This is a genomic window from Actinoplanes utahensis (assembly GCF_016862455.1).
In the GTDB taxonomy this organism is placed as follows: domain Bacteria; phylum Actinomycetota; class Actinomycetes; order Mycobacteriales; family Micromonosporaceae; genus Actinoplanes; species Actinoplanes utahensis.
This window is the reverse complement of record NZ_BOMZ01000123.1, coordinates 1-22,604: the sequence shown is the minus strand read 5'-3', so window position 1 is coordinate 22,604 and position 22,604 is coordinate 1. Positions and strand designations below refer to the sequence as shown.

At 72.0% G+C, this 22,604-nt stretch carries 22 protein-coding genes; 11 read left to right on the top strand and 11 right to left on the bottom strand.

Translation table 11 applies throughout. The annotated features are described in order from the left end of the window. Positions 1 to 80: 80 nt before the first annotated feature. Both Aut01nite_RS42400 and Aut01nite_RS42395 read right to left on the bottom strand, forming a co-directional pair. Positions 81 to 1,604, bottom strand: coding sequence for a GntP family permease (locus Aut01nite_RS42400; protein WP_043533631.1), 1,524 nt, complete (start codon positions 1,602 to 1,604; stop codon positions 81 to 83). A 247-nt stretch (positions 1,605 to 1,851) separates the two neighbouring features. Continuing rightward, positions 1,852 to 2,526, bottom strand: a complete 675-nt coding sequence (locus Aut01nite_RS42395; RefSeq protein WP_043533630.1) for an SDR family oxidoreductase — start codon at positions 2,524 to 2,526, stop codon at positions 1,852 to 1,854. Between the two features lie 72 nt (positions 2,527 to 2,598). Here Aut01nite_RS42395 and Aut01nite_RS42390 point away from each other — a divergent pair, with 72 nt between their 5' ends. After that, on the top strand, positions 2,599 to 3,186 hold the full coding sequence (locus tag Aut01nite_RS42390) for a TetR/AcrR family transcriptional regulator (protein WP_052164654.1): 588 nt from the start codon (positions 2,599 to 2,601) through the stop codon (positions 3,184 to 3,186). Here the strand turns inward: Aut01nite_RS42390 and Aut01nite_RS42385 are convergent. After that, a complete protein-coding gene (locus tag Aut01nite_RS42385; protein ID WP_043533629.1) occupies positions 3,116 to 3,715 on the bottom strand; it encodes an acyl-CoA-like ligand-binding transcription factor in 600 nt (199 codons plus the stop codon). The two genes, Aut01nite_RS42390 and Aut01nite_RS42385, sit on opposite strands and share 71 nt — an antisense overlap. Next, entirely contained in the window at positions 3,712 to 5,226 is a 1,515-nt protein-coding gene (locus Aut01nite_RS42380; protein ID WP_043533628.1) for a DHA2 family efflux MFS transporter permease subunit, read from the bottom strand. The genes Aut01nite_RS42385 and Aut01nite_RS42380 overlap by 4 nt, the downstream gene beginning before the upstream one ends. 149 nt (positions 5,227 to 5,375) lie before the next feature. On the opposite strand from Aut01nite_RS42380, the gene Aut01nite_RS42375 reads away from it, so the two are divergent. Together Aut01nite_RS42375 and Aut01nite_RS42370 are read left to right on the top strand one after the other, a co-directional pair. Further along, positions 5,376 to 5,534, top strand: coding sequence for a hypothetical protein (locus Aut01nite_RS42375; protein ID WP_173476768.1), 159 nt, complete (start codon positions 5,376 to 5,378; stop codon positions 5,532 to 5,534). 6 nt (positions 5,535 to 5,540) lie between these two features. Further along, positions 5,541 to 6,443: a PfkB family carbohydrate kinase gene (locus Aut01nite_RS42370; protein ID WP_043533626.1), complete on the top strand. Its 903-nt coding sequence runs from the start codon at positions 5,541 to 5,543 to the stop codon at positions 6,441 to 6,443. A gap of 40 nt (positions 6,444 to 6,483) precedes the next feature. Here Aut01nite_RS42370 and htpG read toward each other — a convergent pair whose 3' ends face one another. Next, positions 6,484 to 8,319 carry a molecular chaperone HtpG gene (gene htpG / locus Aut01nite_RS42365; protein ID WP_201775655.1) on the bottom strand — a complete coding sequence of 612 codons (1,836 nt, stop codon included), beginning with the start codon at positions 8,317 to 8,319 and terminating at the stop codon, positions 6,484 to 6,486. A gap of 143 nt (positions 8,320 to 8,462) precedes the next feature. Continuing rightward, entirely contained in the window at positions 8,463 to 9,347 is an 885-nt protein-coding gene (locus Aut01nite_RS42360) for an ABC transporter substrate-binding protein (RefSeq protein WP_043533625.1), read from the bottom strand. A 174-nt stretch (positions 9,348 to 9,521) separates the two neighbouring features. Between Aut01nite_RS42360 and Aut01nite_RS42355 the strand changes: the two genes are divergently transcribed. Continuing rightward, positions 9,522 to 10,094 carry an HAAS signaling domain-containing protein gene (locus Aut01nite_RS42355; protein ID WP_043533624.1) on the top strand — a complete coding sequence of 191 codons (573 nt, stop codon included), beginning with the start codon at positions 9,522 to 9,524 and terminating at the stop codon, positions 10,092 to 10,094. Between the two features lie 91 nt (positions 10,095 to 10,185). Here Aut01nite_RS42355 and Aut01nite_RS42350 read toward each other — a convergent pair whose 3' ends face one another. From Aut01nite_RS42350 to Aut01nite_RS42340, 3 genes are all read right to left on the bottom strand, one after another. Further along, entirely contained in the window at positions 10,186 to 11,118 is a 933-nt protein-coding gene (locus tag Aut01nite_RS42350; RefSeq protein WP_063958907.1) for an endonuclease/exonuclease/phosphatase family protein, read from the bottom strand. A gap of 34 nt (positions 11,119 to 11,152) precedes the next feature. Continuing rightward, the gene (locus Aut01nite_RS42345) at positions 11,153 to 12,223 is read right to left on the bottom strand and encodes an alpha/beta hydrolase (RefSeq protein WP_201775654.1); all 1,071 of its coding nucleotides are present in this window, start codon (positions 12,221 to 12,223) and stop codon (positions 11,153 to 11,155) included. A 95-nt stretch (positions 12,224 to 12,318) separates the two neighbouring features. Further along, entirely contained in the window at positions 12,319 to 12,678 is a 360-nt protein-coding gene (locus Aut01nite_RS42340) for a hypothetical protein (RefSeq protein WP_043533623.1), read from the bottom strand. Between the two features lie 163 nt (positions 12,679 to 12,841). Here Aut01nite_RS42340 and Aut01nite_RS42335 point away from each other — a divergent pair, with 163 nt between their 5' ends. The 4 genes from Aut01nite_RS42335 to Aut01nite_RS42320 all read left to right on the top strand — a co-directional run bounded on the left by Aut01nite_RS42335 (position 12,842) and on the right by Aut01nite_RS42320 (position 16,709). Next, the gene (locus Aut01nite_RS42335; protein WP_043533622.1) at positions 12,842 to 13,114 is read left to right on the top strand and encodes a hypothetical protein; all 273 of its coding nucleotides are present in this window, start codon (positions 12,842 to 12,844) and stop codon (positions 13,112 to 13,114) included. 98 nt (positions 13,115 to 13,212) lie between these two features. Then, on the top strand, positions 13,213 to 14,697 hold the full coding sequence (locus Aut01nite_RS42330) for a nucleobase:cation symporter-2 family protein (protein WP_063958906.1): 1,485 nt from the start codon (positions 13,213 to 13,215) through the stop codon (positions 14,695 to 14,697). 235 nt (positions 14,698 to 14,932) lie between these two features. Continuing rightward, complete coding sequence (locus Aut01nite_RS42325; RefSeq protein ID WP_173476767.1) at positions 14,933 to 15,955, top strand: alpha/beta hydrolase; 1,023 nt, start codon at positions 14,933 to 14,935, stop codon at positions 15,953 to 15,955. Between the two features lie 229 nt (positions 15,956 to 16,184). Continuing rightward, on the top strand, positions 16,185 to 16,709 hold the full coding sequence (locus Aut01nite_RS42320) for a hypothetical protein (RefSeq protein WP_236643215.1): 525 nt from the start codon (positions 16,185 to 16,187) through the stop codon (positions 16,707 to 16,709). A 260-nt stretch (positions 16,710 to 16,969) separates the two neighbouring features. Here the strand turns inward: Aut01nite_RS42320 and Aut01nite_RS42315 are convergent, their stop codons facing one another. After that, positions 16,970 to 18,403: a tetratricopeptide repeat protein gene (locus Aut01nite_RS42315; protein WP_152629144.1), complete on the bottom strand. Its 1,434-nt coding sequence runs from the start codon at positions 18,401 to 18,403 to the stop codon at positions 16,970 to 16,972. 74 nt (positions 18,404 to 18,477) lie between these two features. Continuing rightward, positions 18,478 to 19,242 (bottom strand): CDP-alcohol phosphatidyltransferase family protein, encoded by a 765-nt coding sequence (locus tag Aut01nite_RS42310; RefSeq protein WP_043533621.1) that lies wholly within the window; start codon positions 19,240 to 19,242, stop codon positions 18,478 to 18,480. Positions 19,243 to 19,345: 103 nt separating this feature from the next. Here Aut01nite_RS42310 and Aut01nite_RS42305 point away from each other — a divergent pair, with 103 nt between their 5' ends. The 3 genes from Aut01nite_RS42305 to Aut01nite_RS45040 are packed head-to-tail and all read left to right on the top strand — an operon-like array spanning position 19,346 to position 22,534. After that, positions 19,346 to 20,290: a zinc-dependent alcohol dehydrogenase gene (locus tag Aut01nite_RS42305; protein WP_043533620.1), complete on the top strand. Its 945-nt coding sequence runs from the start codon at positions 19,346 to 19,348 to the stop codon at positions 20,288 to 20,290. A 58-nt stretch (positions 20,291 to 20,348) separates the two neighbouring features. Then, positions 20,349 to 20,747 carry a 6-pyruvoyl trahydropterin synthase family protein gene (locus tag Aut01nite_RS42300; RefSeq protein WP_043533619.1) on the top strand — a complete coding sequence of 133 codons (399 nt, stop codon included), beginning with the start codon at positions 20,349 to 20,351 and terminating at the stop codon, positions 20,745 to 20,747. After that, positions 20,744 to 22,534, top strand: coding sequence for a glycosyltransferase (locus tag Aut01nite_RS45040; RefSeq protein ID WP_373871574.1), 1,791 nt, complete (start codon positions 20,744 to 20,746; stop codon positions 22,532 to 22,534). Before Aut01nite_RS42300 ends, Aut01nite_RS45040 begins: the two co-directional genes overlap by 4 nt. The last annotated feature ends 70 nt before the right edge of the window (positions 22,535 to 22,604 follow it).

The following is a 22,604-nucleotide window of genomic DNA, read 5'->3' as shown; positions in this document are numbered from 1 at the left end:
CAGACCACCCGCACCGAAACCGGCGGCACACCGCAGAGCGGCCCGGACGGCGGCGGCACGCGCGTCCGGGCCGTGCCTGATCAGACGACCAGGGAGAGCAGCATGACGCAGGCGAAACCGACCACCGAGATGATCGTCTCCATGACCGACCAGGTTTTGATGGTCTGGCCGACGGTCATGCCGAAGTATTCCTTCACCATCCAGAAACCGGCGTCGTTGACGTGCGAGAAGAACAGCGAGCCGGCGCCGATCGCCAGGGCGAGCAGCGAGACCTCGGGCCGGTCCAGGCTGGTGGCGAGCGGGGCGACGATGCCGGCGGCGGTGATGGTGGCGACCGTGGCGGAGCCGGTGGCGACCCGGATGCCGACGGCGACCAGGAAGCCGAGGACCAGCGCGCTGATGTTGGCGTCCTGGGCGGCGTCGGCGATCACGTTGCCCACCCCGGCGTCGACGAGCACCTGCTTGAAGCCGCCGCCGGCCGCGACGATGAGCAGGATGCCGGCGATCGGCGGGAGAGCGCCGCCGAGAACGGCGTTGGTCTCCTTGCGGTCGAAACCGGCCCGGTGCCCGAGGGCCCACATGGCGACGAAGACGCCGGCCAGCAGCGCGACGACCGGCTCGCCGATCACCTCGAGGATGTCGCGGGCGGTGGAGCCCTCGGCGAGGAAGAGTTCGGCGAGGCCGCGGGCGAGCATGAGGGCGACCGGCAGCAGCACCGTGAGCACCGCGGCCCAGAAACCGGGGTTACGCCGCGGGCCGATCTGCTCGTCGACGGAGGCGCCGGGGTTGACCGGGTCGGCGAGGTCGTCACGGTCCACGAAGTCGCGGCCCCCGACGGGGCTGTCGCCGGACGAGCCGCTGCCAGACGAGCCGCTGCCAGACGAGCCGCTGCCAGACGAGCCGCTGGTCGACGAGCCGCTGGTGGCCGCGGCGAGTGCCGGAACCTGCAGCGGCACCCGCTTGGCGATGAAGTTGCCGAAGACCGGCCCTGCGATGATCACCGTCGGGATCGCGCAGACCAGGCCGAGCAGCAGGGTGAGGCCCAGGTCGGCCTGCAGGCTCTCGATCGCGACCAGCGGGCCGGGGTGCGGCGGGACGAGACCGTGCAGCACCGAGAGGCCGGCCAGAGCCGGGATGCCCAGGCGGAGCAGGCCCACATCGGTACGCCGTGCGACCAGCAGCACGATCGGCACCAGCAGCACGACGCCGACCTCGAAGAACAGCGGCAAACCGATCAGCGCCGCGACGCCGGCCATGGCCCACGGCAGGGCCGCTCCGGAGACACCGTTGACGATCCGGTTCACGATGCCGTCGGCGCCACCGGATTCGGCGAGCAGGCCGCCGATCATCGAACCGAGCGCGATGAGCACGCCGACGCTGCCGGCCGTGTTGCCGACACCGTCGATGAACGAGTCGATGGTCTTACCCGGCGCGGCGCCCGCGGCCAGGCCGAGGACGCCTGCGCCGGTGATCAGGGCGAGGAACGGATGCCATTTGGCCCAGGCGATCAGCAGGACCACGGCCGCGATGCCGAGCACCGCGGCGAGAACGAGTTGCGCTGTCCCGGCGTCGGTGATCGGCGCTTCGGCGGCGAGAGACGTCATGGGGCCGCGTTACCCCGCGGAAATACTTCTCAACCACTGCCGTCGATGCTCTGGCGCACAGAGATGATCAGGGAACGCATCGCCCACGGCCGCCGCCGTCAGCAGGTGGCCAGAACGGCTCTCACGCCGCGGGGACAAGCCGCCGCCCTCGGCGGATGCCCAGGGCGGATGCCCAGGGCGGATGCCCAGGGCGGGTTTCACGCCGCTGGATAAGCCGCCGCCCTCACCGCGGGACAAGCCGTCGCCGTCAGCGGGTGGCCAGGGCGGCTTTCACGTCTCGGGACAGGTCGTCGCCGAGGACCTCGGCGTCGCCGCGGGCGACCGCTTCGAGGGCGAGCGCCGCGACCTTCGCCGGGTCGCTCTTGCGGTCGGCGGGGACGTCGGCGGCCATGTCGGTGTCCATGAACCCGACGTGCAGGCCGGTGACGGTGATGCCGCTCGGGGCGAGCAGTTCGCGGGTGGCGTTGGTGAGCGCCCAGGCCGCGGCCTTGGCCGCCGAGTACGAGCCGTAGCCGCCGGGGTGCAGCCAGGACAGCACGGACAGCACGTTGAGGACGGCTCCCCCACCGTTGGCCTCGATCACCGGGGCGAAGGCCCGGGTGGCGTGCAGGGTGCCGAAGTAGTTGGTCTCCATGTCGAGCCGGATGCCGGCCAGGTCGCCGCCGATGACGGACCCGCCGGCGGCGACACCCGCGTTGTTGATCAGCAGGGTGGTGTCGGTGGCGAGGGCGGCGGCCGCGGCGACCGAGGCGGGGTCGGTGACGTCGAGCCGGAGCGGGACGGCGCCGGGCAGGTCGACGGTCTCCGGGTTGCGGGCGGCGGCGTAGACCTTGGCGCCGCGGTCGAGCAGCAGGGTGGCGAGGTGGCGGCCGAAACCGCGGTTGGCTCCGGTGACGACGGCGACTGCGCTGGTGAGATCCATGCGATTTAGATTACGTACATCATCTAAAGAGCGCCAGGTAATAGATGACACACCTCATCTATAGTGGCGGGCATGGGACGGGTGTCGAAGGAGCAGGCCGCGCACAACCGGGAGCGGATCGTGGCCACGGCGGCCCGGCTGTTCCGCGAGCGCGGGATCGCCGGGGTGAGCGTCGCCGACGTGATGGCTGAGGCAGGGTTCACCCACGGCGGGTTCTACAAGCACTTCGCCTCCAAGGACGCCCTGGTCGCGGAGGCGGTGACGGACGCGTTCGCCGAGCAGACGGCCCGGATGCGGGACCGCGCCGGCCTGATGGACGCGTACCTGACGACGGCGCACCGGGACGACCCCGGGGGCGGGTGCCCGACCGCCGGGTTCGGCGGGGACGTGGCGCGGGCCGGCGGCGGGGACGCGACGCGGCGGGCGTACGCCGAAGGGGTCGAGGGTTTCGCCCGACGGATCGGCACCGGCGGCGAGGAGGACCTGGCCGCCCTCAGCACCATGGTCGGCGCCCTGCTCCTGGCCCGGGCCACCGAGGGCACCGATCTGTCCGGCCGGATCCTGGAATCGGCGCGGGCGGCGCTCGGGCTCAACCCAGTGGCAGACCGTCACGCAGCAGGGTCAGCGCCTGCTCCATCCGGGAGTGATCACCCGGAGTGACGCCCTGGGCGCCCACCCCGGACGGCATGATCGCCAGGATCGCTCCGACCGCGGCGCCCGCCATGACCCGGGCCGGGAAATGGTCGGCCGGAAGGCCCTGTCGCTGCGCGATGGCCCCGGCGAACAGGTCGACGGTCTCGGTCATCTGCTGGATCGCCCGGGCCCGCAGCTCGGGCACACCGAAGATCAGGTCCTGACGGCGGCGCTCGAACGCCCACACCTGCGGGTCCATGCCGGTGAAGATGTCCCGCACGGCCTGCATCATGGCGTCCAGCGGCGCCAGCTCGGCCGGCTGCGCGAGGAAGACACGGACCATGACCTCGTCCAGGTCGTCGGCGAGGACCACGTCCTCCTTGGCGGGGAAGTACCGGAAGAAGGTGCTGGGCGAGACCTCGGCCGCGTCCGCGATCTGGTCCACGGTGGTCGCGGCGTACCCCTGTTCCTCGAACAACCGCATCGCGTGCTCGCGGATCGCGGCCCGGGTCTTCGCCTTCTTACGTTCACGCAGGCTGGTCGGGAGCGCGGTCATACCCCCGATTCTGCCAGCACCGGCCCGGGCCGCTCAGCGCGCGGAAGGATCACCAGGGCGAGCACCGCGCCACCGGCGGCCAGCGCGGCGGCGACCAGCAGGGACAGGCTCATCCCGTGCCCGAACGCGTCCCGCACCGCGGCGAGCAGATCGGCACTGCCCAGGCGCCCGGCGACGGCGACTCCGCCGGCCGCGCTGTCCCGCACGGTGTCGGCGGCCTGCGGCGGGAGATCGCCGACCTGAACCGCGTCCCGGTATCCGGCGTTCAGCACCATGCCGAGGACGGCCACCCCGATCGCGCCGCCGACCTGCCGGATCGCCTGGATCAGCGCGTTGCCCACCCCGCTGCGCCCCACGTCGAGGGCGCTGATCGCGATGTTCATCGCGGTCGGCATGGCGAGACCGAGACCGATGCCGGCGACCGTGATCCAGGCGGCCACCCAGCCGTAACCCACCGGCGCCACCGCCCCGGCCACCAGGGCGGCCGCCATCAGGGCCAGGCCGATCGAGACCACCGGCCGGGCGCCGATCCGGGAGCTGAGCCGCTCCCCGCCCCGGGCACCGATCAGCAGGCCGCCGATCACCGGCAGCAGGCGCAGCCCGGTGCCGAACGCGTCCGCGCCACCGACCGCCTGGAACAGCTGCGGCAGGGCGAAGAGCAGGCCGAAGAACGCGAAACCGGCGATCGTGGCGAGCATCGTGCCCCCGGCGAACGACCGGTCGCCGAGCAGTGCCAGGTCGATGAGCGGCTCGGCGGCGCGGCGCTGCCAGAACACCAGCGCGCCGAGCGCGCACACCCCGAGGGCGATGGTCACCAGTGCGCGCGGGTCACCCCATCCCCGCTCCCCGGCCTCGATGATCCCGTACGTGAGAACGACCAGCCCCGTCGCCGACAGCACGATGCCGGGGATGTCGAAGCGGCGCCGCCGGTCACCGTGCGACTCCGGGAGCAGCACCGCGACCGCGATCAGCCCGAGCAGCACGATCGGCAGGTTGATCAGGAAGACCGAGCCCCAGTGGAACCCGTCCAGCAGCCAGCCGCCGAGCAGCGGGCCGAGCGGGATGCCGAGGGCGTTCGCGGTGACCCAGATGGACAGGGCACGCGGGCGTTCCCGCTCGCCGAAGAGGACGGTCAGGACCGCGCCGATCAACGCCATGATCATCGCTGAGCCGAGGCCGAGGACGGCACGGGCGGCGATGAGCTGGCCGGCGGTCTGGGCGTGGGCGCAGGCGGCGGAGGCCGATCCGAACAGGACCAGGGCGATCAGCAGGAGCCGCTTACGGCCGTAGCGGTCACCGAGCATGCCGGCCGGCAGCAGGGCGGCGGCCAGGACCAGCAGATAGGAGGTGGTGAACCACTGCAGGTCCGCGGTGTCGGCGCCGAGGTCGCGGGCCAGGGTCGGCAGCGCGACGCTGAGCACCGTGCTGTCCAGGCCGATGACGACCGAACAGAGGACGAGGGCACCGAGCGCGTACCAGCGCGTGGCGGCGTCTTTCATGGAAGTAGCCATGAAATGACAGTAACTCCCAAAAGAAAGCTACTTCCAGTTCGCTGTGAGTATTCTCAGGCACGGCGCGCCGACCTGCGGGCCGCCGTGCCCCTGTGCCACGATCTTGGATGGCGTTCCCGGCGACCCGGCATGCGGAGGATCGATACCCGATGAAGAAGGTTCTGGGTTGGATCCTGGTGTTCCTGCTCGTCTTCTGGATCGGCACCAACCCGGCACCGGCCGCCGAGGTGGCCCGCAGCCTCGGTCAGGGCGTGGCCGACATCTTCAGCAACATCGGCACCTTCTTCACCGAGCTCACCAACGGCTGACCCGCGATGCCCCTCCTCTTCGTCGGCCTCGCCACTGTCGACGTGGTGCAGCGGGTGGCCCGGTTCCCCGGCATCGACGAGAAGGTCCAGTCCGCCTCGGTGGAAGTGGCGGCGGGCGGCCCGGCAGCCAACGCGGCGGTCACCGCGGCCGCCCTCGGCGCCGAGGTCACCCTGATCAGCGCGGTCGGGTCACATCCGCTCGGCGAACTGGTGCGGGCCGACCTGGCCGCCCACGGCGTGACCCTGATCGACGCGGATCCGCGCTCACCGGAACCCCCGCCGGTCTCCGCCGTGACGGTGCTCGCCGCCACCGGCGAACGAACGATCGTGAGCCGTAACGCCGGCAACCGCGCCGTGGCCGTCCCACCCGGCGGCCTGCCCGACGCGGACCTCACCCTGGTCGACGGCCATCACCCGGCACTCGCGGTCGCCGCCGCCCGCTCCGCACGCCGTCTGCTGGTCGACGCCGGCAGCTGGCGGCCGGTCTTCACGGACGTCTTCCCGTACGCCGAGGTCGTCGCCTGTTCCGGCGACTTCCGCCACCCGGCGTGCTCCCCGGCCGCCGCGGGTGACGACGACCCGGCCCCCGCCGGTGATGACGACACGGGCACCGGGGGTGACGACGACGCGGCCACCGCCGCCGCCGTCGCCGCTCCCCATGTGGTGATCACGCACGGGCCGGAACCGGTCCGCTGGTTCAGTGCTCCCGATGCCACCGGCCGGGTCCCGGTGCCGTCGGTGGCCGCGGTCGACACCGCGGGTGCCGGGGACGCCTTCCACGGCGCGCTCGCCGTCGCGCTGGCCCGCGGCGATCTCGATCTCCCGGCAGCGATCGCCTTCGCGTCCCGCGTCGCCGCGATCCGGGTCTCCCACGCCGGCCCCCGCTCCTGGCTGGCGCACCTCCGATGAGAACCCGGCCCGCCGGTCGAACCGGCGGGCCGGGCATCGATCACACCGTCTGGGCGAGACGGTCCGCGAGGAGCTTCGCGAAGCGGGCCGGGTCGTCCAGGTCGCCACCCTCGGCCAGCAGCGCCGTCCCGTACAGCAGCTCGGCGGTGTCCGGCAGCGCCGCGTCCTCCGCGCCCCGCTCGTGGGCCGCCCGCAGCCCGGTGACCAGCGGGTGGTTCGGGTTCAGCTCGAGGATCCGCTTGACCCGCGGGCCTTCCTGGCCCATCGCCCGGTACATCTTCTCCAGCGCCGGGGTGATGTCGTCGGCGTCGCTGACCAGGCAGGCCGCCGAGGTGGTCAGCCGGTGCGACAGCCGGACCTCCTTGACCCGCTCGTCCAGTTTCTCCTTGAGGAAGCCGAGCAGCGGGCCGAAGTCACCCTCCGGCTCCTTCTCCTCCTCGTCCTTCTTCAGGTCGACGGCGCCACGGGCGATGGAGCGCAGCTTCTTGCCGTCCCACTCGGGCACCGCGTCGACCCAGATCTCGTCGACCGGGTCGGTGAGGATGAGCACCTCGTAGCCCTCGGCCTGGAAGGCCTCCATGTGCGGCGAGTTCTCCACCTGGGAGCGGCTCTCACCGGTCAGGAAGTAGATCTCCTCCTGGCCCTCCTTCATCCGCTCCACGTAGGCGGCGAGAGTGGTGGGCTCGCTGCCGTGGGTGGTGGCGAAGGACGCGATCTCCAGGATCGGCTTGTGGTTGTCGGGCTCGGAGAGCAGGCCCTCCTTGACGGCCCGGCCGAACTCGCGCCAGAACGTCGCGTACTTCTCCGGGTTGCTGCTCATCAGGTCCTTGATCGTGGAGAGGACCTTCTTGACCAGCCGGCGCCGGATCATCTGGATGTGCCGGTCCTGCTGCAGGATCTCGCGGGAGATGTTGAGCGACAGGTCGGCGGCGTCCACCACGCCCTTGACGAAGCGCAGGTAGTCGGGGATCAGCTCCTTGCTGTCGTCCATGATGAAGACGCGCTTGACGAAGAGCTGCAGCCCGCGGCGGGCGTCCCGCTGGAACAGGTCGTGCGGCGCCCGGGACGGGATGAAGAGCAGCGCCTCGTACTCGAAGGTGCCCTCCGCCTTCATGTTGATGATCTCGAGCGGGTCGGTCCAGTCGTGGCTGATGTGCCGGTAGAACTGGTGGTACTCCTCGTCGGTGACCTCGCTGCGCGGACGCGCCCACAGGGCCTTCTGGGAGTTGAGGACCTCGTCGCCCTTGCGGATCGGGAACGAGATGAAGTCGGAGTACCGCTTGACGATCTCCTTGATCTTCCACTCGTCGGTGTAGTCGTAGAGCGCGTCGTCCTCGTCCTTGGGACGCAGGTGCAGCGTGATCGTGGTGCCGATCGGAACGTCCGGCGCGTCGTCGATGGTGTAGGTGCCGGCGCCCTCGGACTCCCAGCGGGTGCCGTGCCCCTCGGTGCCGGCCTTGCGGGTCACCAGCGTGACCTTGTCGGCGACCATGAACGTCGAATAGAAGCCGACACCGAACTGACCGATCAGCTCGGGGCTCTCCTTCGCCTCCTTCAACTTGGTCAGCAGCTCCGCCGTGCCGGACTTGGCGATCGTGCCGATCAGCTCCACGACCTCGTCGCGGGTCATGCCGATGCCGTTGTCCCGGACGGTCAGTGTGCGCGCCTCGGTGTCCGCCTCGATCTCGATGTGCAGGTCGGAGGTGTCCGCCTCGAGGCCGTCCTGCAGTTTGGCCAGGCGCAGCTTGTCCAGCGCGTCCGACGCGTTCGAGATCAGCTCGCGCAGGAAGATGTCCTTGTTCGAGTAGATCGAATGGACCATCAGCTGCAGCAGCTGGCGCGCCTCGGCCTGGAACTCCAACGTCTCCATCGTCACCCGTTCCCGTCATGTCCGGTGTTACCCACCGATCGTAAATCGCCCGCCCCGCCGCCCTGTCACCCGGACCCGTACCCGGCCGCTGCGGCCCGGCTCGCCGACGACGGTCCGGCACTTCTCCGGCCGCTGCCGGAAATCGCTGGTCAGGCCACTCGGTGCACGGAGTCCGGGGGTGCGGCGGGTACGGCGTCCGGGTGCAGGATCGCCGCGATCGCCTCCACCCCGTCGATCAGGCGCGGCCCCGGGCGTACCACCAGGCCGTCGCCGTCGATCGCCCACACCGCCGCGCCGGGGAAGCGCCCGGCCACCGCCTTCGCCTGCCGGATCGCGCCGTCCAGGTGGTAGCCGCACGGGGTGACCAGCACGATCTCCGGCTGCGGCGCGGCCAGTTCGGCCCACGACACCTGCACCGAACGCTTCCCGGGGCGGGCCGCGACCGGTTCGCCGCCGGCCGCGGTCACCAGGTCCGGAACCCAGTGCCCGGCCGTGAACGGCGGATCCACCCACTCCACCACGGCCACCCTCGGCCGCGCCCGCCCCGCGACCGCCGCGGCCACCCGGGCGAGCCGCTCCCGCAGACCGGCCACCAGATCAAGACCCCGGTGCGGTACGCCCACCGCGCCCGCGACCTCGGCGAAGGTGGTGAGCACGTCCTCCAGGGTGTACGGGTCCAGCGACAGCACCTCGGCCCGGCAGCCCAGATGGGTCAGCGCCTCGTCCACATGCCCCGACGGCAGCGCGCACACCCGGCACAGGTCCTGGGTGAGGATGAGATCCGGCTCCAGCCCGGCGAGCGCGTCCGCGTGCAGGGTGTAGAGGTCGCCGCCGGCCGCCATCTGGGTGCGCACATAGCCGTCGATCTCCGCCGGGGTCATGCCGCGGGTGTCACGCCCGCCCACCACGACGGTCTTGCTGGTCCGCGCCGTCGCCGGCTCGTCGCACTCGAACGTGACGCCGACCAGGTCGTCGCCCAGGCCCAGGGCGTAGACGATCTCGGTCGCGGACGGCAGCAGCGATACCAGGCGCATGTCCACCATCCTCCCGGACTACGACCAAAGTCTGATGCCGTCCCCCGTTTCTTACCACCGTGGACCGATGTGCGCGGGCTGTCCGGCGCGGAATGCTGTCAGGCACCGGAACGGGCGCGCCCCTCCCCCGCACCCGTCCGTCCTCTGGCCGTCCACTCCGGCGGAAGGAACTCGATGTCCACGGCACCCCTGGCCCACGACGACACTCTCGTTCTCGACTACCTGGCCGCGCTCTGGGCGGCGAGCGACGACCTGCCCCCGGCGACGCGGGACGATCTGATGACCACCGTGTCCGGCTACATCGCGATGCGGCACGATCTGGCCGGCGACCCGTCCCGCGCGCTCACCCGGCTGGGCCCGCCGGAGCAGCTGGTCGCGGCCGTACGCCGCAGTGGCACTCCCACCCACCTGCGCCTGCCGGTGCCGTCGTCACCCACGTCCGCTCCGCCTGCCGGGCCGCGCGGTGCCGACCGGGCAGCGGTCGCGCTGCTGGCGGGTGGGGCGTTCGTGCTGCCGTTCGTCGCGCCGGGCGCCGCGCTGCTGATCGCGGCCGGCTCGCCACGGTGGAGCCCGGCGCAGAAGGCCGCGGCCTGCCTGCTGGTCACCGGCCCGGTCGCCGGGACCTTCCTGTTCATCCTGCTGTTCGCCGGCGGCGGCGTCTTCACCGGGCTCGGCCTGATCCTGCTCTATCTGGCCTCGTGCGCCGGCTCGGTCGCGGCCGGCCTGACCCTCCGCGAAACCGGCTGATCCAGGGGCGTTCCGGCTGGTCGTCAGGGCTGTCTCCCCGGCGGTGAGACAGCACTGACAGCCAGCCGGGCCTGCGCCGCCGGTGGTCGCGTCAGAACCGCAGACGCGCGACGACGGGGAGGTGGTCGCTGCCGGTCTCCGGCAGCGTGCGCACCGAGTCGACCGTGAGGGACCGGGCCATCACATGATCGATACGGACCGCGGGGAAGCTCGCCGGGAAGCTGAAGGCGAACGCCGTGTCATCGGTGCGCACGTGGGCGGTGACCGGTTCGAGGCCGCGGTCGTCCACGGTGGCGTTCAGATCGCCGAGCAGCACGATGCGCTCCTGTTCCTCGGCCGCCAGCGCCGCGCCGAGCCGGGTGGCGCTCGCGTTCCGGCGGGCCGAGTCGAGGCCGCCCACGCCGAGCCGCATGGAGGGAAGGTGCACGACGTAGACCGCGACGTCCCCGCGCGGGGTCCGCGCGACCGCCCGCAGCCCGCGGTTCCAGTCGGCGCCGAGGTCCGGCGGCCGGATGTCCAGCGCGGCGGCCTCCGCGAGCGGATGCCGGGACCAGAGCGCGACGGTCCCCTGGAAGGTGAAGTACCGGTACTCGGCGGGGAACGCCTCGGCGTAAGCCGGCAGCGCCTCCGGGGTGACCTCCTCGAGGCCGATCAGATCCGCACCGGTCGCGACCAGCGCCCGGACGGTGCCGGCCGGGTCACGGTTCTCGTCGCTGACGTTGTGCTGCACGGCCAGCAGGTCGGGCTCGGCGGCGCCGGCGTCCGGGATCAGGTGACCGCCGAAGATCGCGAGCCAGGCGATCGACGGCAGCACGGCGGCGAGCAGGGCCGGCCGGGAGCGGCGCCAGGCGGCCAGCGCCAGCAGGACGGGCACGGCGAGACCGAGCCACGGCAGCACGGCCGGAAGCAGGCTGCCACCCGGGAGGATCGGGTGACACACGAGCAGGACCGCGACGAGCACCGCACCGGGAACGAGCACGAGCCGCCCGATCCGGTCCGTACCACCGAACGTGAGGATCCGCACGCGCGCGATGCTGGCACACCACCACAAGCAGCGCTCAGGCGGCGAGGTCGAGGATCTCGGTGAGGACCTGGTTCCAGACGGCGCGGGGTGGGAGTTCGTGGCCGATGCCGTCGAGCCAGACCAGGCGGGCGCCGGGGATGCGGCGGGCCAGTTCCCGGGGATGTTCGGCGGGGAACCGGCGGTCCAGGGTGCCGTGCAGGACCACGGTCGGGGTCTCGATGGCGCCGAGCAGGTCGCGTACCGGCGGGCCGTAACCGGCGAGCCGATGGTTGAGGCGGGTGGCGGCCAGATCGGCGGACCGGTCGAAGATGCGTTCGGCGAGCCGGCGCAGCTGCGGTTCGTCCGGCGTGAACGGCCCGCCCTGATCCCGCAGCTCGGCGACGATCCCGGCGACGGCGGCGCGCCGGTCCGACCAGTCGGTGCCGGCGGGCGCCGGATCGGGCCCGCCGTCCAGGACGGGAAGAGCCACGCCGGGCAGCGAGGCGCCCGGCAGCAGCGGGCCGGGCAGCAGCGGGCCGGGCAGCAGCGGGCCGGGCAGCAGCGGGCCGGGCGACGGTGTGCCGGGCAGCAACGCGTCGGGGAGGAGTGTGTCGGGATCGGCCGGGTCGGGGAGGGCGGCGGCCTCGACCGTACGGACGCCGCCCGTGACCGCGCCCGCGACGACCGGAACCGGACCGCCCACCGGAACCGGGGCGGGGTCCGCGCCCTGCGTGTCGGCGCTGGTCGCGATGAGGGTCAGGCTCAGCACCCGGGACGGGTGGTGCACGGCGATACGCTGGGCCAGCGCCCCGCCGAGCGCGAACCCGACCAGGTGCGCGGCCGGCACCCGCAGCGCGTCGAGCACACCCACGGCGTCGTCCATCAGGTCGGCGCCGGAGTACGCGTGCGCGCCCGCCGGATAGGAGGTCGACCGTCCGGTGTCCCGGTGGTCGTATCGGATCACGAACCGGTTGCCGGCGGCGAGCCGGCGGCAGAACTCGTCGTCCCACCGGTCCATCGGGCTTGCGTCACCGGCAAGCAGCAGCAGCGGGGCCTCAGTGGCCTCGCCGAACGTCTCCACGCACACCTGGATGCCGTTGACCGGCATCATCGTCTCGTGCACCACGTGTTCATTGTGGGCAGGCTCACTGACGGTGAGGTTACGCCGTCATCACATCGCAGGACCGGGCCGCTGAGAGACCCGGCCCTGCCTCGACGGTTTTAACGGGTCACGGTGGCGGCGGCGCGGGCCTGGGCGCGGACGGCGCGCAGCGAGACGGCGGTCAGGCCGAGGGCGATCACGAACAGGGCGAGGTGCAGGAACGGGTCGGCGATCGGTGCGAAACCGATGACCGCGACCGGGATCTGGACCACCCCGATCAGTGCGGCGAGCAGCCAGCGGCGGCCGCCGGCCCAGAGCAGGGCCGTCCAGACGGGGGCCGAGACGACCAGCAGGGTCAGTCCGTCGAGCACGGCGTGCAGGGCCGGGCTCTGCACGGCGGTGTGCGCGAACGCCTGGGCCGGGGCGGCGATCCAGAGGCCGGCGAAAACGAGGGCGAGAACGACAGCGGCACGACGCATGGGATCCTCCAGCGCAATCAGACCGTTGCAGCGAGTAATCAAGGTACCACCTCGGCGGTGACTCACGTCGATTCATTCGCCCCCGTCCACCATCACGCAAAGTTGTTGATCTCAACCGAACGGGCCAATGCCTACCATGCGTGATCATGGCTAACCTGCTCGAGTGCGTTTGATCGAGCTTGCCATGACCAGTGCCATCACTCTGAGTATTTGCGGTGTCGGTTACGCCGCGTTAAATCCGGGTGAGCTGAAGTCCCGCGTCCAGGTAGTGGCCGACCAGGCGACCTGCCACACCGTGAACACGGCGATCACCGGATACCTGATGAACAACGGAGAGGCGCCCACCTCGATCCGGCAGATCGAGAGCTACGTGCAGGGCGACATCTCGCGGTACCGGATCGTCGGCGGGGTGGCCGCCGGACCCGGCTGCGCATAGACATAGAAGAAATTCACCGGGATGCAACACGGGGACCTCTGCCGTAAACATCGCGTCCTGAGAATCCGCGGAACCGTTTCCACGTGGAAGGTTCCGTCATGTCACAAGCGGTCGGGAGCAAGCACCCGGTCGACCAGATGCTTCCGGTCGGCCGGCTCACGGTGCTGGGCCTCCAGCACGTCCTCGTCATGTACGCCGGCTGCGTCGCCGTCCCCCTGATCGTGGGCGGCGCGCTGAAACTCGACGCGGGCACGATCGCGATCCTGGTCAACGCGGACCTGTTCGTCGCCGGCGTCATCACGATCATCCAGAGCCTCGGCGTCGGGAGGATCCTCGGCGTACGCCTCCCGGTCGTGGCCGGCGCCACCTTCGCCGCCCTGAACCCGATGATCCTGATCGGCGCGAAGTACGGCCTGCCCGCGATCTACGGCGCCTTCCTCGCCGCCGGCGTCTTCGGCCTGCTCATCGCGAAACCCTTCGCGAAGATCATCCACCTGTTCCCGCCGCTGGTCACCGGCACGGTGATCACGGTGATCGGCCTCTCGCTGATCGACGCGGGTGCCGGTCTGATCGCCGGCGACGACGAGGAGGCCCCGGGGTACGGCGCCCTCGACAAGCTGGCCCTGGCCGCCGCGATCATCGTGCTGATCGTGCTGGTCAACCGGTTCGCCCGCGGTTTCCTCGCGTCCCTGTCGGTGCTGATCGGGCTGATCTTCGGCCTGATCGTGGCGTCGTTCATGGGCCTGGTCGACTTCTCCGGCGTCGGCGACGCGAGCTGGTTCGGGCTGGCCCGCCCGTTCTACTTCGGCCCGCCCGAGTTCGAGGCCGCCGCGATCATCGCGATGTGCACCGTCATGCTGATCATCTACGTCGAGTCGACCGCGGACATGCTCGCCGTCGGTGAGTCGGTCGGCCGCCGCCCGTCCGAGAACGACATCGCCCGCGGTCTCGCCGCCGACGGCCTCTCCGGCATCCTGGCCGGCGTCTTCAACTCGTTCCTCGACACCGCGTTCGCCCAGAACGTCGGCCTGGTCCAGGTCACCCGCGTACGCAGCCGCTTCGTGGTCACCGCGGCCGGCGTCATCCTCGTCCTGCTCGGGCTGATCCCGAAACTCGGCGAGATCATCGCCGCGATCCCGGGCCCGGTCATCGGCGCGGCCGCCCTGGTCATGTTCGCCACGGTCACCGCGGTCGGCATCCGCAGCCTGCGCCGCGTCCAGTTCGACGGCACGAACAACCTGCTCATCGTCGCGGTGTCGATCGGCATCGGGATGATCCCGGTGGTCGCGCCGGCCTTCTACAGCCAGATGCCGGACGAACTGGAGATCATCTTCGGCAGCTCGATCACCACCACGGTCATCGTCGTGTTCCTGCTCAACCTGCTTTTCAACGGGTACGCGCGCCCCGTACCCACCGAATCCGCCCCCGAGCCCACCACCCCACCGCAACCCGACGCTCCCCTTCCCTCCGCGGACCCGCAATCCGGTTCCTCCCTTCCCACCGCCGACCCGCACCCCGAGACGGAACCAGAGATCGCACAAGCCGGGGAGGCCGAGGAGAAACCCGAACCCGCCAAGCCCTGATCAAGATCAGAACCAGCTCGGATCCCGAACGCCCGACCGGCATGGCGGCCGGGTCCAGGCGGTGGTGGCACGGCAAGCGCAGCACCCGTCCCGGCACCTCGCGGGGGCATTCGACCGGATGGCTCGGCGGGCCGGCCGGTGTCCGCCGTGGCAGCACCACCGAACCCAGGGGAAGCCCCTCGCCGCGTCACTGCGGGATAGTCTGCGACATCGGCAGACGGACGGGGAACGGGCCATGGCATCGAGACTGCTCAGAACGGCCGGCATCGCCGGGGCCGCGATCGCCGGGACCGCACTGGCCCGGATCGTCCTGACCCGGCGGCGGGCCCTCGCGGCGGTCCCGGCCGAACTGCGCCATCCGCTGCTGTTACTGCCCGTGCACCTGCGGTCCGCGGCGGTGGTCCGGCTGCTGACATCCCTGCCGGTGCGGCCGTCGGCGCTGGTGGACGGGGTCGAGGCCGGGCACCGGGTCGTGGCCGGGCACGCCGGGGCGCCGCCGGTCGCGGTGCATGTCTACGAGCCGCACGGCCGGGAACGGCCCTCCGGCGCGCTGCTGTGGATCCACGGCGGCGGCTACGTCATCGGCGACCCGGCCACGTACCACGACGTCTGCAGTTCGATCGCTGCCGAACTGGGTGTGCTGGTGGTCAGCGTGGGTTACCGGCTGGCGCCGGCCGATCCGTTCCCGGCCGGGCTCGACGACTGCTACAGCGCGCTGGCCTGGCTGCACGGGCACGCCGGTGAGCTCGGCGTCGACCCGGCACGGATCGCGGTCGCCGGTGACAGCGCGGGCGGTGGCCTGGCGGCCTGTCTCGCCCAGCTGGCACACGACCGGGGTGAGGTGCCGGTGGCCTTCCAGGCGCTGGTGTACCCGATGCTCGACGACCGGACCGTGCTGCGCGCCGATCACGCCGGCACCGGGATGTTCGTGTGGTCGCCGGCGTCGAACCGGTTCGGCTGGAGCGCGTACCTCGGTCACGAACCGACCGTGGAGGCACCCGCGTCCTACGCGGTGGCAGCGCGCCGCGACGATCTCACCGGCCTGCCGCCGGCCTGGATCGGGGTCGGCGATCTGGACCTGTTCCATGCCGAGGACATCGCGTACGCGCGGCGGCTGCGGGAGTCCGGCGTCCCCTGCGACCTGCACGTGGTGCCGGGCATGTACCACGGCGCCGACGCCCTGTTCCGGCGCGCGCCGGTGATGACCGGGTTCCGCGCCTCGATGATCAGCGCCCTGCGGTCCGCTCTCGCCGGGTGACAGTCCATGCCGTTCCCCGGGCGTCTCCCCGGATGAGCCGCTCCGAGCCCACGGGGCCCCGGGTCCGCCGGGTCCCCAGGAGATCTGCCGGGCCTGCCGCAAGAACGGCTCGGGAGAGAACGGCTTTCCAAGTACGCTCCGCGACCCCTCCCGCCACCGGACGTGATGCCGGTGTGGTCACCCGGCGAAATGCGGTGGCGATGGGGCACCCAGCGGGTCAGGGTAGGGCGTGATCACGATTCAGCGGGTGCGCGTCCGGTGGGGTCCCGCAGCGCGGGGAGCCGGTGAGGCGAACGCCCGTCGCGGCCTGGACCGCCTGTTCCCCCTGCCCAGCCCGCTTCCGGACGGTGAGGTGATCGTCCACGAGGTCCTCGCCGCCGAGACGCTCGGTTACCAGCCGCGAGCCGAGGTCTGGACCGGCGACACCGAACGCATCGGCCTGCGGCTCACACCCGAGGGGACCGCGTGGCGGGTGGAGCGGCTGCCGGTCATCGCGGGGTATCCCCGGCACGAGTCGCCGAATCGCCTGTTCGTCGTCCGGCAGGGTGAGACGGCACGTTACCGGGCCAACTTCCGCTTCCTGCATACGACATGTCCGTGCGATCCGAGCTGGTACTACGAGAGCTGGACGGTACACATCGGCCACGGCCGGGACCTGTCCGCCGCCCCCGACCACGACGTCGACCATCGCACCCACCTCTACGGCGGATCCACCCGCCCACGCCGCGCCCGCCTCCGGAGTGCCAGGCACTGACACGGCTACGGCAGCCGCCCACCTCCGGTCCCGCGCCGCTTCCCGCACACCACTACGGCAACTGCCCGCTTCCGGTCCGCGGCGCTACTCTCACACCATGCCTTGGTACGGGCCACGCAACGTACCGTGCCTCGCGGCGGCAACGGCAGGCGTCCCCTCACGACCGTCCCCCGGCTGCGGGTCATGCATGCCCGCCAAGGTCACCCCGGCATCCGCGCCGTAGCAGCACTGAGCCGCTCCGGTGTGTGCAGTTCGCACCGTCAGCCGCCCTTGGTCACCGTGAGGGTGCTGACCGGGGCGGGGTTGAGCGCGCCCATCCGGGTTCCCTTGTCGCCCCACGTGCCGTCCGCGATGGCCGCGTTCCGTTCGGCGACGAGCCTGTCGTAGGTGCCCTTGGCGATCCGGTCGAGCCGCAGACTCCAGGCGACGCCCGTGCCCTCCGGCTTGGTCGACCCCAGATACACGGTGTACGGCGCCACCCCGTTGCCGTAGACGTTCAGCTTGCCGTCCAGATAGCAGCGTCCGGCGACACAGATCGACAGTGACACCACGGTTCCGGTGGCCGCCGCGTCGGCCGCCGACACGGTGAACCTCGCGTCGAACGGCCACGGGACGGTGCTGTTGTTCGCCGGGGCGACGATCCGGGTCCGGGCGGTGGCTGCCGTCGTCCTGCTGGTGGCTGCGGTGGTTCGGGCCGCGGCCACCGTCGGGGTGACAGCCCTCGTCCGCGGCGTCGTCGCAGCCGGCGCGGGTCCCGAGACGGCGAGGGAGGCGGGCGCCGGGGGAACGGCCGAGGCCGGGGCAGCGGAGGCCGGGGCGATCGGCGAACTCGAAGCCGTGGACACCGGCGGCGCCTCGACGAGCGCGGTCTGACCGGCCTCGGCGGGTTCCGACCCGCCGGGGAGCCGGGCGAATACCGCGGCCACGGCCACGGTCAGCGACAGCACCGTGACCCCGGCCAGCACCCACGTGCGCCGTGACTGCGCCGCTGTCGGCTGCCGCCGCTCGAGGGCGGGCTCAGGGCGCGCACCGGGCGCCAGGGCCGCGGCGGGAACAGCGACCGAAGCCGGCTGCGAGAACGGGGCCGGCGGCACGGCCGGCACGGACACGGAAGCCGAAGCCGGGTTCGAGGACGACGCCGACGGCACGGCCGGGGCGGAGACAGAGGCCGGCGGTGGGACCGGGACGGGAGCGGAGACCGGAACATCCGGACGGGCGGGCCGCGGCGGGACGGGAACGGTAGCGGGCGGGGCCGGGTCGGTGGCCGGCGTCTCCGGTTCCAGGTAGGTGCGGGCCTGCACGACCGCCGGATGATCCGCCCCGAGCACTTCCGGCCCGTACTCCGCCACCGTGGCGAAGTTGGTCCGTGCCACATGCCGGTTGGCCAGTTCCTGGGCGACCACCGCGAGGTCGTACGCCAGCAGCAGGGTGAGCTGATCCGGCGCCCCGGCCCGTTGCCGTGCCTCGAGGGCCTCCTCCAGAACCCGGCGGGCCGACATCGGGTCGTCCGCCCGCAGGTGCAGACCGGCGAGCTGGCGCATCGTGGTCAGCAGTTCCGGGTCACCTTCGGCGAGCCGCGTCCGGCCGAGCTCGACAGCGCGTTCGAGGAGGGCGACGGCGTCGTCCAGGTTGCCCGCCTCGGCGAGGGCTTCGGCACGCTGACGGAGTTGCGGAAAAGCGGCATTCTCGGGCACCCGGCCATGCTGCCTTCCGGCCGCCCGCAACACCACCCCGCAAATCGGTCATCCGGCGATTCGAGGTACGAATCTCAGCGGGCGAGCGCGTGCTCCCGGCGCGGGGCGGACCAGCGGCTGCGGGCGGCTTCGCGGACGCGGGAGGCCTGGTACAGCCAGGCGACGTCGCGACCGAACGACCAGGTCAGCGAGCCGAGCGCGATGATCAGGGCGGCCACGGCGGCCACCGGCGGGAGCAGGCCGCTGACGACGACGGCGAGCATCACGCCCTGCTGAGCGGCGACGACCTTGCGGCCGAACTGGGGCGGCAGCGCCGCGTTGAGCCAGGGCAGCGCCCACGAGGCGGCGACGAACGCGTAGCGGAAGGCGCCGATGGCGACGGCCCACCAGCCGTACTCGGCGGCGGCGGCGAGGCTCAGCACCAGGATCAGGAACGCGTCGATCTCCATGTCGAAGCGGGCGCCCAGCGAGGTGGTGGTGCCGGTGCGACGGGCCACCTGGCCGTCGACCCCGTCCATGGCCAGCGCGATCCCGGCGACGGTGACGATCAGCAGATCCGGGGCGCCGGAACCGGCGATCATCGCGGTGACTCCGCCGGTGAGGATCGCCCGGCCGAACGTGACCGCGTTCGCCCATCCGAGCGTGGTCATCGCGGCGCGGTGCAGAGCGAGGGCCAGCAGGCCGCACAGCACGGCCCCGTACAGCACCCCGGCGACCCATCCCCACGTGCTGAGACCGATCGTCAGAGCGAGGGTGGCCAGCAGCAGGAGCTGGGCGACGAACCCGGCCAGCGGAGCCCGGGCCGGACTCGCCGTGGTCGTGGTGGTACTGATGGTCACCGTTCCTCCTGGACGTAGGGTTTAGCCGCTGTCCCCGATTGACACGCTCGCCGGGGCCCTTCGGTTCAGCTATGGAGGACGAACCTTGCCCAGAGCCTTCTGGATGACTTCCCCCGGAGCCGGGGAGATACGCGCCGAACAGGTGCCCGATCCGCGCGACGGCGAGGTGCGGGTCCGCACACTGCACTCGGGGGTGAGCCGGGGCACCGAGACGCTGGTGTTCCAGGGCCGGGTCCCGGAGAGCCAGTGGGCGACCATGCGCGCCCCCTTTCAGGCCGGTGACTTCCCGGCGCCGGTGAAGTACGGCTACCTCAACGTCGGCGTCGTCGAGGACGGCCCGGTCGACCTGCTGGGGCGGACCGTCTTCAGCCTGTTCCCGCATCAGACGCACTATGTCGTGCCGGTGAGCGCGGTCACCGTCGTTCCGGACGAGGTTCCCCCGGCGCGGGCGGTGCTGGCCGGGACGGTGGAGACGGCGGTGAACGCGGTCTGGGACGCCGCGCCGCAGATCGGCGACCGGATCACGGTCATCGGCGGCGGCATGGTCGGATCGTCGGTCGCGGCCGTGCTGGCCGGCCTCCCGGCGACGGACGTCGAGCTGGTGGACGTCGACGCCACCCGGAAGGAGATCGCCGCCTCGCTCGGCATCGGCTTCGCGGGACCGGCGGACGCGGCGGACGGCCGGGACATCGTGATCCACGCCAGCGCGACCGGGAAGGGACTCGCCCGGGGCCTGGAGCTGCTCCGGCACGAGGGCACCCTGGTCGAGCTGAGCTGGTTCGGTGACAACCAGGTCTCTGTGCCTTTGGGGGAATTCTTCCACTCGAAGCGGCTTACCATTCGCAGTAGCCAGGTCGGCGGCATCTCCCCCACCCGACACCGCGACTACGCCCAGCGTCTCCAGGTGGCTCTCGACCTGCTCAAGGACCCCCGGTTCGACGCCCTGATCACCGGTCACAGCCGGTTCGACGACCTGCCGACGGTGCTTCCCGCCCTGGCCGACGGCAGTCTGCGGGCCCTCTGCCATGTGATCGACTACCCGATTTGATCTTTTGACGGCCGGGTACCCGTACTACGCCCCGCAACCCCACAGAGGAGACGAGCCCTTGTTCAGCGTCACCGTCCGCGACCACATCATGATCGCGCACAGCTTCTCCGGCGAGGTCTTCGGACCGGCACAGCGCCTGCACGGCGCCACGTTCGTCGTGGACGCCACGTTCCGCCGCCCGGAGCTGGACGACGACAACATCGTGGTCGACATCGGCCGCGCGAGCGAGCAGCTGCACACCATCTGCTCCGGGCTCAGCTACCGCAACCTCGACGACGACCCCGAGTTCTCCGGCGTCAACACGTCCACCGAGTTCCTGGCCAAGGTGATCGCCGACCGTCTCGCCGTCCGCGCGCAGGCCGGCGAGCTGGGCCCGGGCGCCGGTGGCCTCACCGGCATCTCGGTCACCCTGCACGAGTCGCACATCGCGTGGGCGTCCTACGAGCGCACGCTGTGACCCATCCGCTGTTCGCGGTGCTGCCGGCGTCCATCGACGATCCGGCAGCACCGAGCGGCGGCAATCGCTACGACCGCGAGGTCCTCCGCCACCTCACGGCCACCCCCCACGATCAAACCCTTGCGGCGGTACGCCCGAAGCCCACTCCCCCCTCCCCCCACCATCCCGGGTCCCACCCCCACCCGGGTCCCCCCTCCTCCCTCCCTGCGGCATCCCACCCCGACCCCAGCCCTCCCTCCTTCCTCCCTTCGGCATCCCACCCCCGCTCCACTCCTGCGCCCCACCATCCCGGGTCCCACCCCCGCTCCACTCCTGCGCCCCACCATCCCGGGTCCCACCCCCGCTCCACTCGTGCGTCCGCTCCTCAGGACCGGTCCCCCTACGAGGTCCGGGAGGCGCTGATCGCCGGCTCGTGGCCGCGCCCCGAACCCGCCGCCCGTCAGGCTCTCGCCGACACCCTGCGCGCCATCCCCGACGGCGCGGTCGTCCTCCTCGACGGCCTGATCGCCTGCGGTGTCCCGGAGCTGCTGGAACCGCACGCCACCCGCCTCAAGCTCGCCGTCCTGGTGCACCTTCCGCTGAGCGACGAGACCGGCCTGCCCGCTTCCGAGGCCGCCGAACTCCGCGCCCTGGAATGCCGCACCCTGCGCCTGGCCGCCACGGTGATCGCCACCAGCACGCCCGCCGCCCGCCGCGTCGAGGAACTCCACGGACTGTCCGGCGTCCACGCCGTCCCCCCGGGCGTCGATCCCGCCCCGCAGGCGGTTCCCTCCGCCACCGGCCACCGCCTGCTCAACGTGGCGTCGCTCACCCACCGCAAGGGCCAGGACCTGCTGCTCGACGCCCTCCTCATGCTCCCCGCCGAACTGCCCTGGACCTGCACCGTCGCCGGCGCCGGCCGTCTCCCGAACTCCACCGCCACCCCACCGGCGACCCTGCGCCGCACTACTTCCAGCCCCGCCCCCGCGACCTCAGCTCACACCACTTCCAGCAGCGCCCCTGGGACCTCGGCGCACACGACCTCCGGCACCGCACCCGCGACCTCGACTCACGCGACTTCCAGCAGCGCCCCCGGGACCTCGACTGACCCGACGTCCAGCACCGCACCCGCGACCTCAGCTCACACGACCTCCAGCACCGCACCCGCGACCTCGACTCACACGACCTCCAGCACCGCACCCGCGACCTCGGCGCACACGACCTCCAGCACCGCATCCGGGGCTTCGGCTCACACGACCTCCAGCACCGCTTCCCCCGCCCCGACCCGCACTGCATCCACCGCCGGCGCAGCCCGCACTGCCGCCGCGGACGCCACCGCCGTCTCCCCCGACGACATCGCGCGATCTTGGACGATTGATCACCGCCCGCAGGGGCGAACCGTCCAAGATCCGCTGGAGGAGAGAGGGAGCGTCCGGTTCGTCGGCGCGCTCAGCGGGGCCGCGCTCGACGACGCCTACGCGAACGCGGATCTGTTCGTGCTGCCGTCACGCGCGGAGACGTACGGCATGGTGGTGACCGAAGCTCTGGCCCGCGGCCTCCCGGTGGTGGCCGCGGACGTCGGCGGTGTGCCGGAGGCGCTCGGCGCCGCACCGGGCGGGGGCATTCCCGGCCGGCTGATCCCCCCGGACGATCCGCACGCCCTGGCCGCCGCGCTGCGCGACTGGCTCACCGACGCCGGCCTGCGGGAACGCTGGCGCCGCCACGCTCTGGCCCGCCGCGCGGAACTGACCGGCTGGGACGAGACCGCCCGCCTCCTCCGGGAGGTGCTGGAGGGGCTCGCCGCGTGAACAGAACCGGCCAGCACGCTCCGATCGGACGCGCGCGCTGCCGCGGACACTCGCCAAGGAACAGAACAGG

What these genes read in the sequence shown, in the direction of transcription:
- Aut01nite_RS42400 (WP_043533631.1), bottom strand. Translation starts at nt 1,604, where the DNA reads ATGACGTCTCTCGCCGCCGAAGCGCCGATCACCGACGCCGGGACAGCG.
- Aut01nite_RS42395 (WP_043533630.1), bottom strand. Translation starts at nt 2,526, where the DNA reads ATGGATCTCACCAGCGCAGTCGCCGTCGTCACCGGAGCCAACCGCGGT.
- Aut01nite_RS42390 (WP_052164654.1), top strand. Translation starts at nt 2,599, where the DNA reads ATGGGACGGGTGTCGAAGGAGCAGGCCGCGCACAACCGGGAGCGGATC.
- Aut01nite_RS42385 (WP_043533629.1), bottom strand. Translation starts at nt 3,715, where the DNA reads ATGACCGCGCTCCCGACCAGCCTGCGTGAACGTAAGAAGGCGAAGACC.
- Aut01nite_RS42380 (WP_043533628.1), bottom strand. Translation starts at nt 5,226, where the DNA reads ATGGCTACTTCCATGAAAGACGCCGCCACGCGCTGGTACGCGCTCGGT.
- Aut01nite_RS42375 (WP_173476768.1), top strand. Translation starts at nt 5,376, where the DNA reads ATGAAGAAGGTTCTGGGTTGGATCCTGGTGTTCCTGCTCGTCTTCTGG.
- Aut01nite_RS42370 (WP_043533626.1), top strand. Translation starts at nt 5,541, where the DNA reads ATGCCCCTCCTCTTCGTCGGCCTCGCCACTGTCGACGTGGTGCAGCGG.
- Aut01nite_RS42360 (WP_043533625.1), bottom strand. Translation starts at nt 9,347, where the DNA reads ATGCGCCTGGTATCGCTGCTGCCGTCCGCGACCGAGATCGTCTACGCC.
- Aut01nite_RS42355 (WP_043533624.1), top strand. Translation starts at nt 9,522, where the DNA reads ATGTCCACGGCACCCCTGGCCCACGACGACACTCTCGTTCTCGACTAC.
- Aut01nite_RS42340 (WP_043533623.1), bottom strand. Translation starts at nt 12,678, where the DNA reads ATGCGTCGTGCCGCTGTCGTTCTCGCCCTCGTTTTCGCCGGCCTCTGG.
- Aut01nite_RS42330 (WP_063958906.1), top strand. Translation starts at nt 13,213, where the DNA reads ATGTCACAAGCGGTCGGGAGCAAGCACCCGGTCGACCAGATGCTTCCG.
- Aut01nite_RS42325 (WP_173476767.1), top strand. Translation starts at nt 14,933, where the DNA reads ATGGCATCGAGACTGCTCAGAACGGCCGGCATCGCCGGGGCCGCGATC.
- Aut01nite_RS42305 (WP_043533620.1), top strand. Translation starts at nt 19,346, where the DNA reads ATGACTTCCCCCGGAGCCGGGGAGATACGCGCCGAACAGGTGCCCGAT.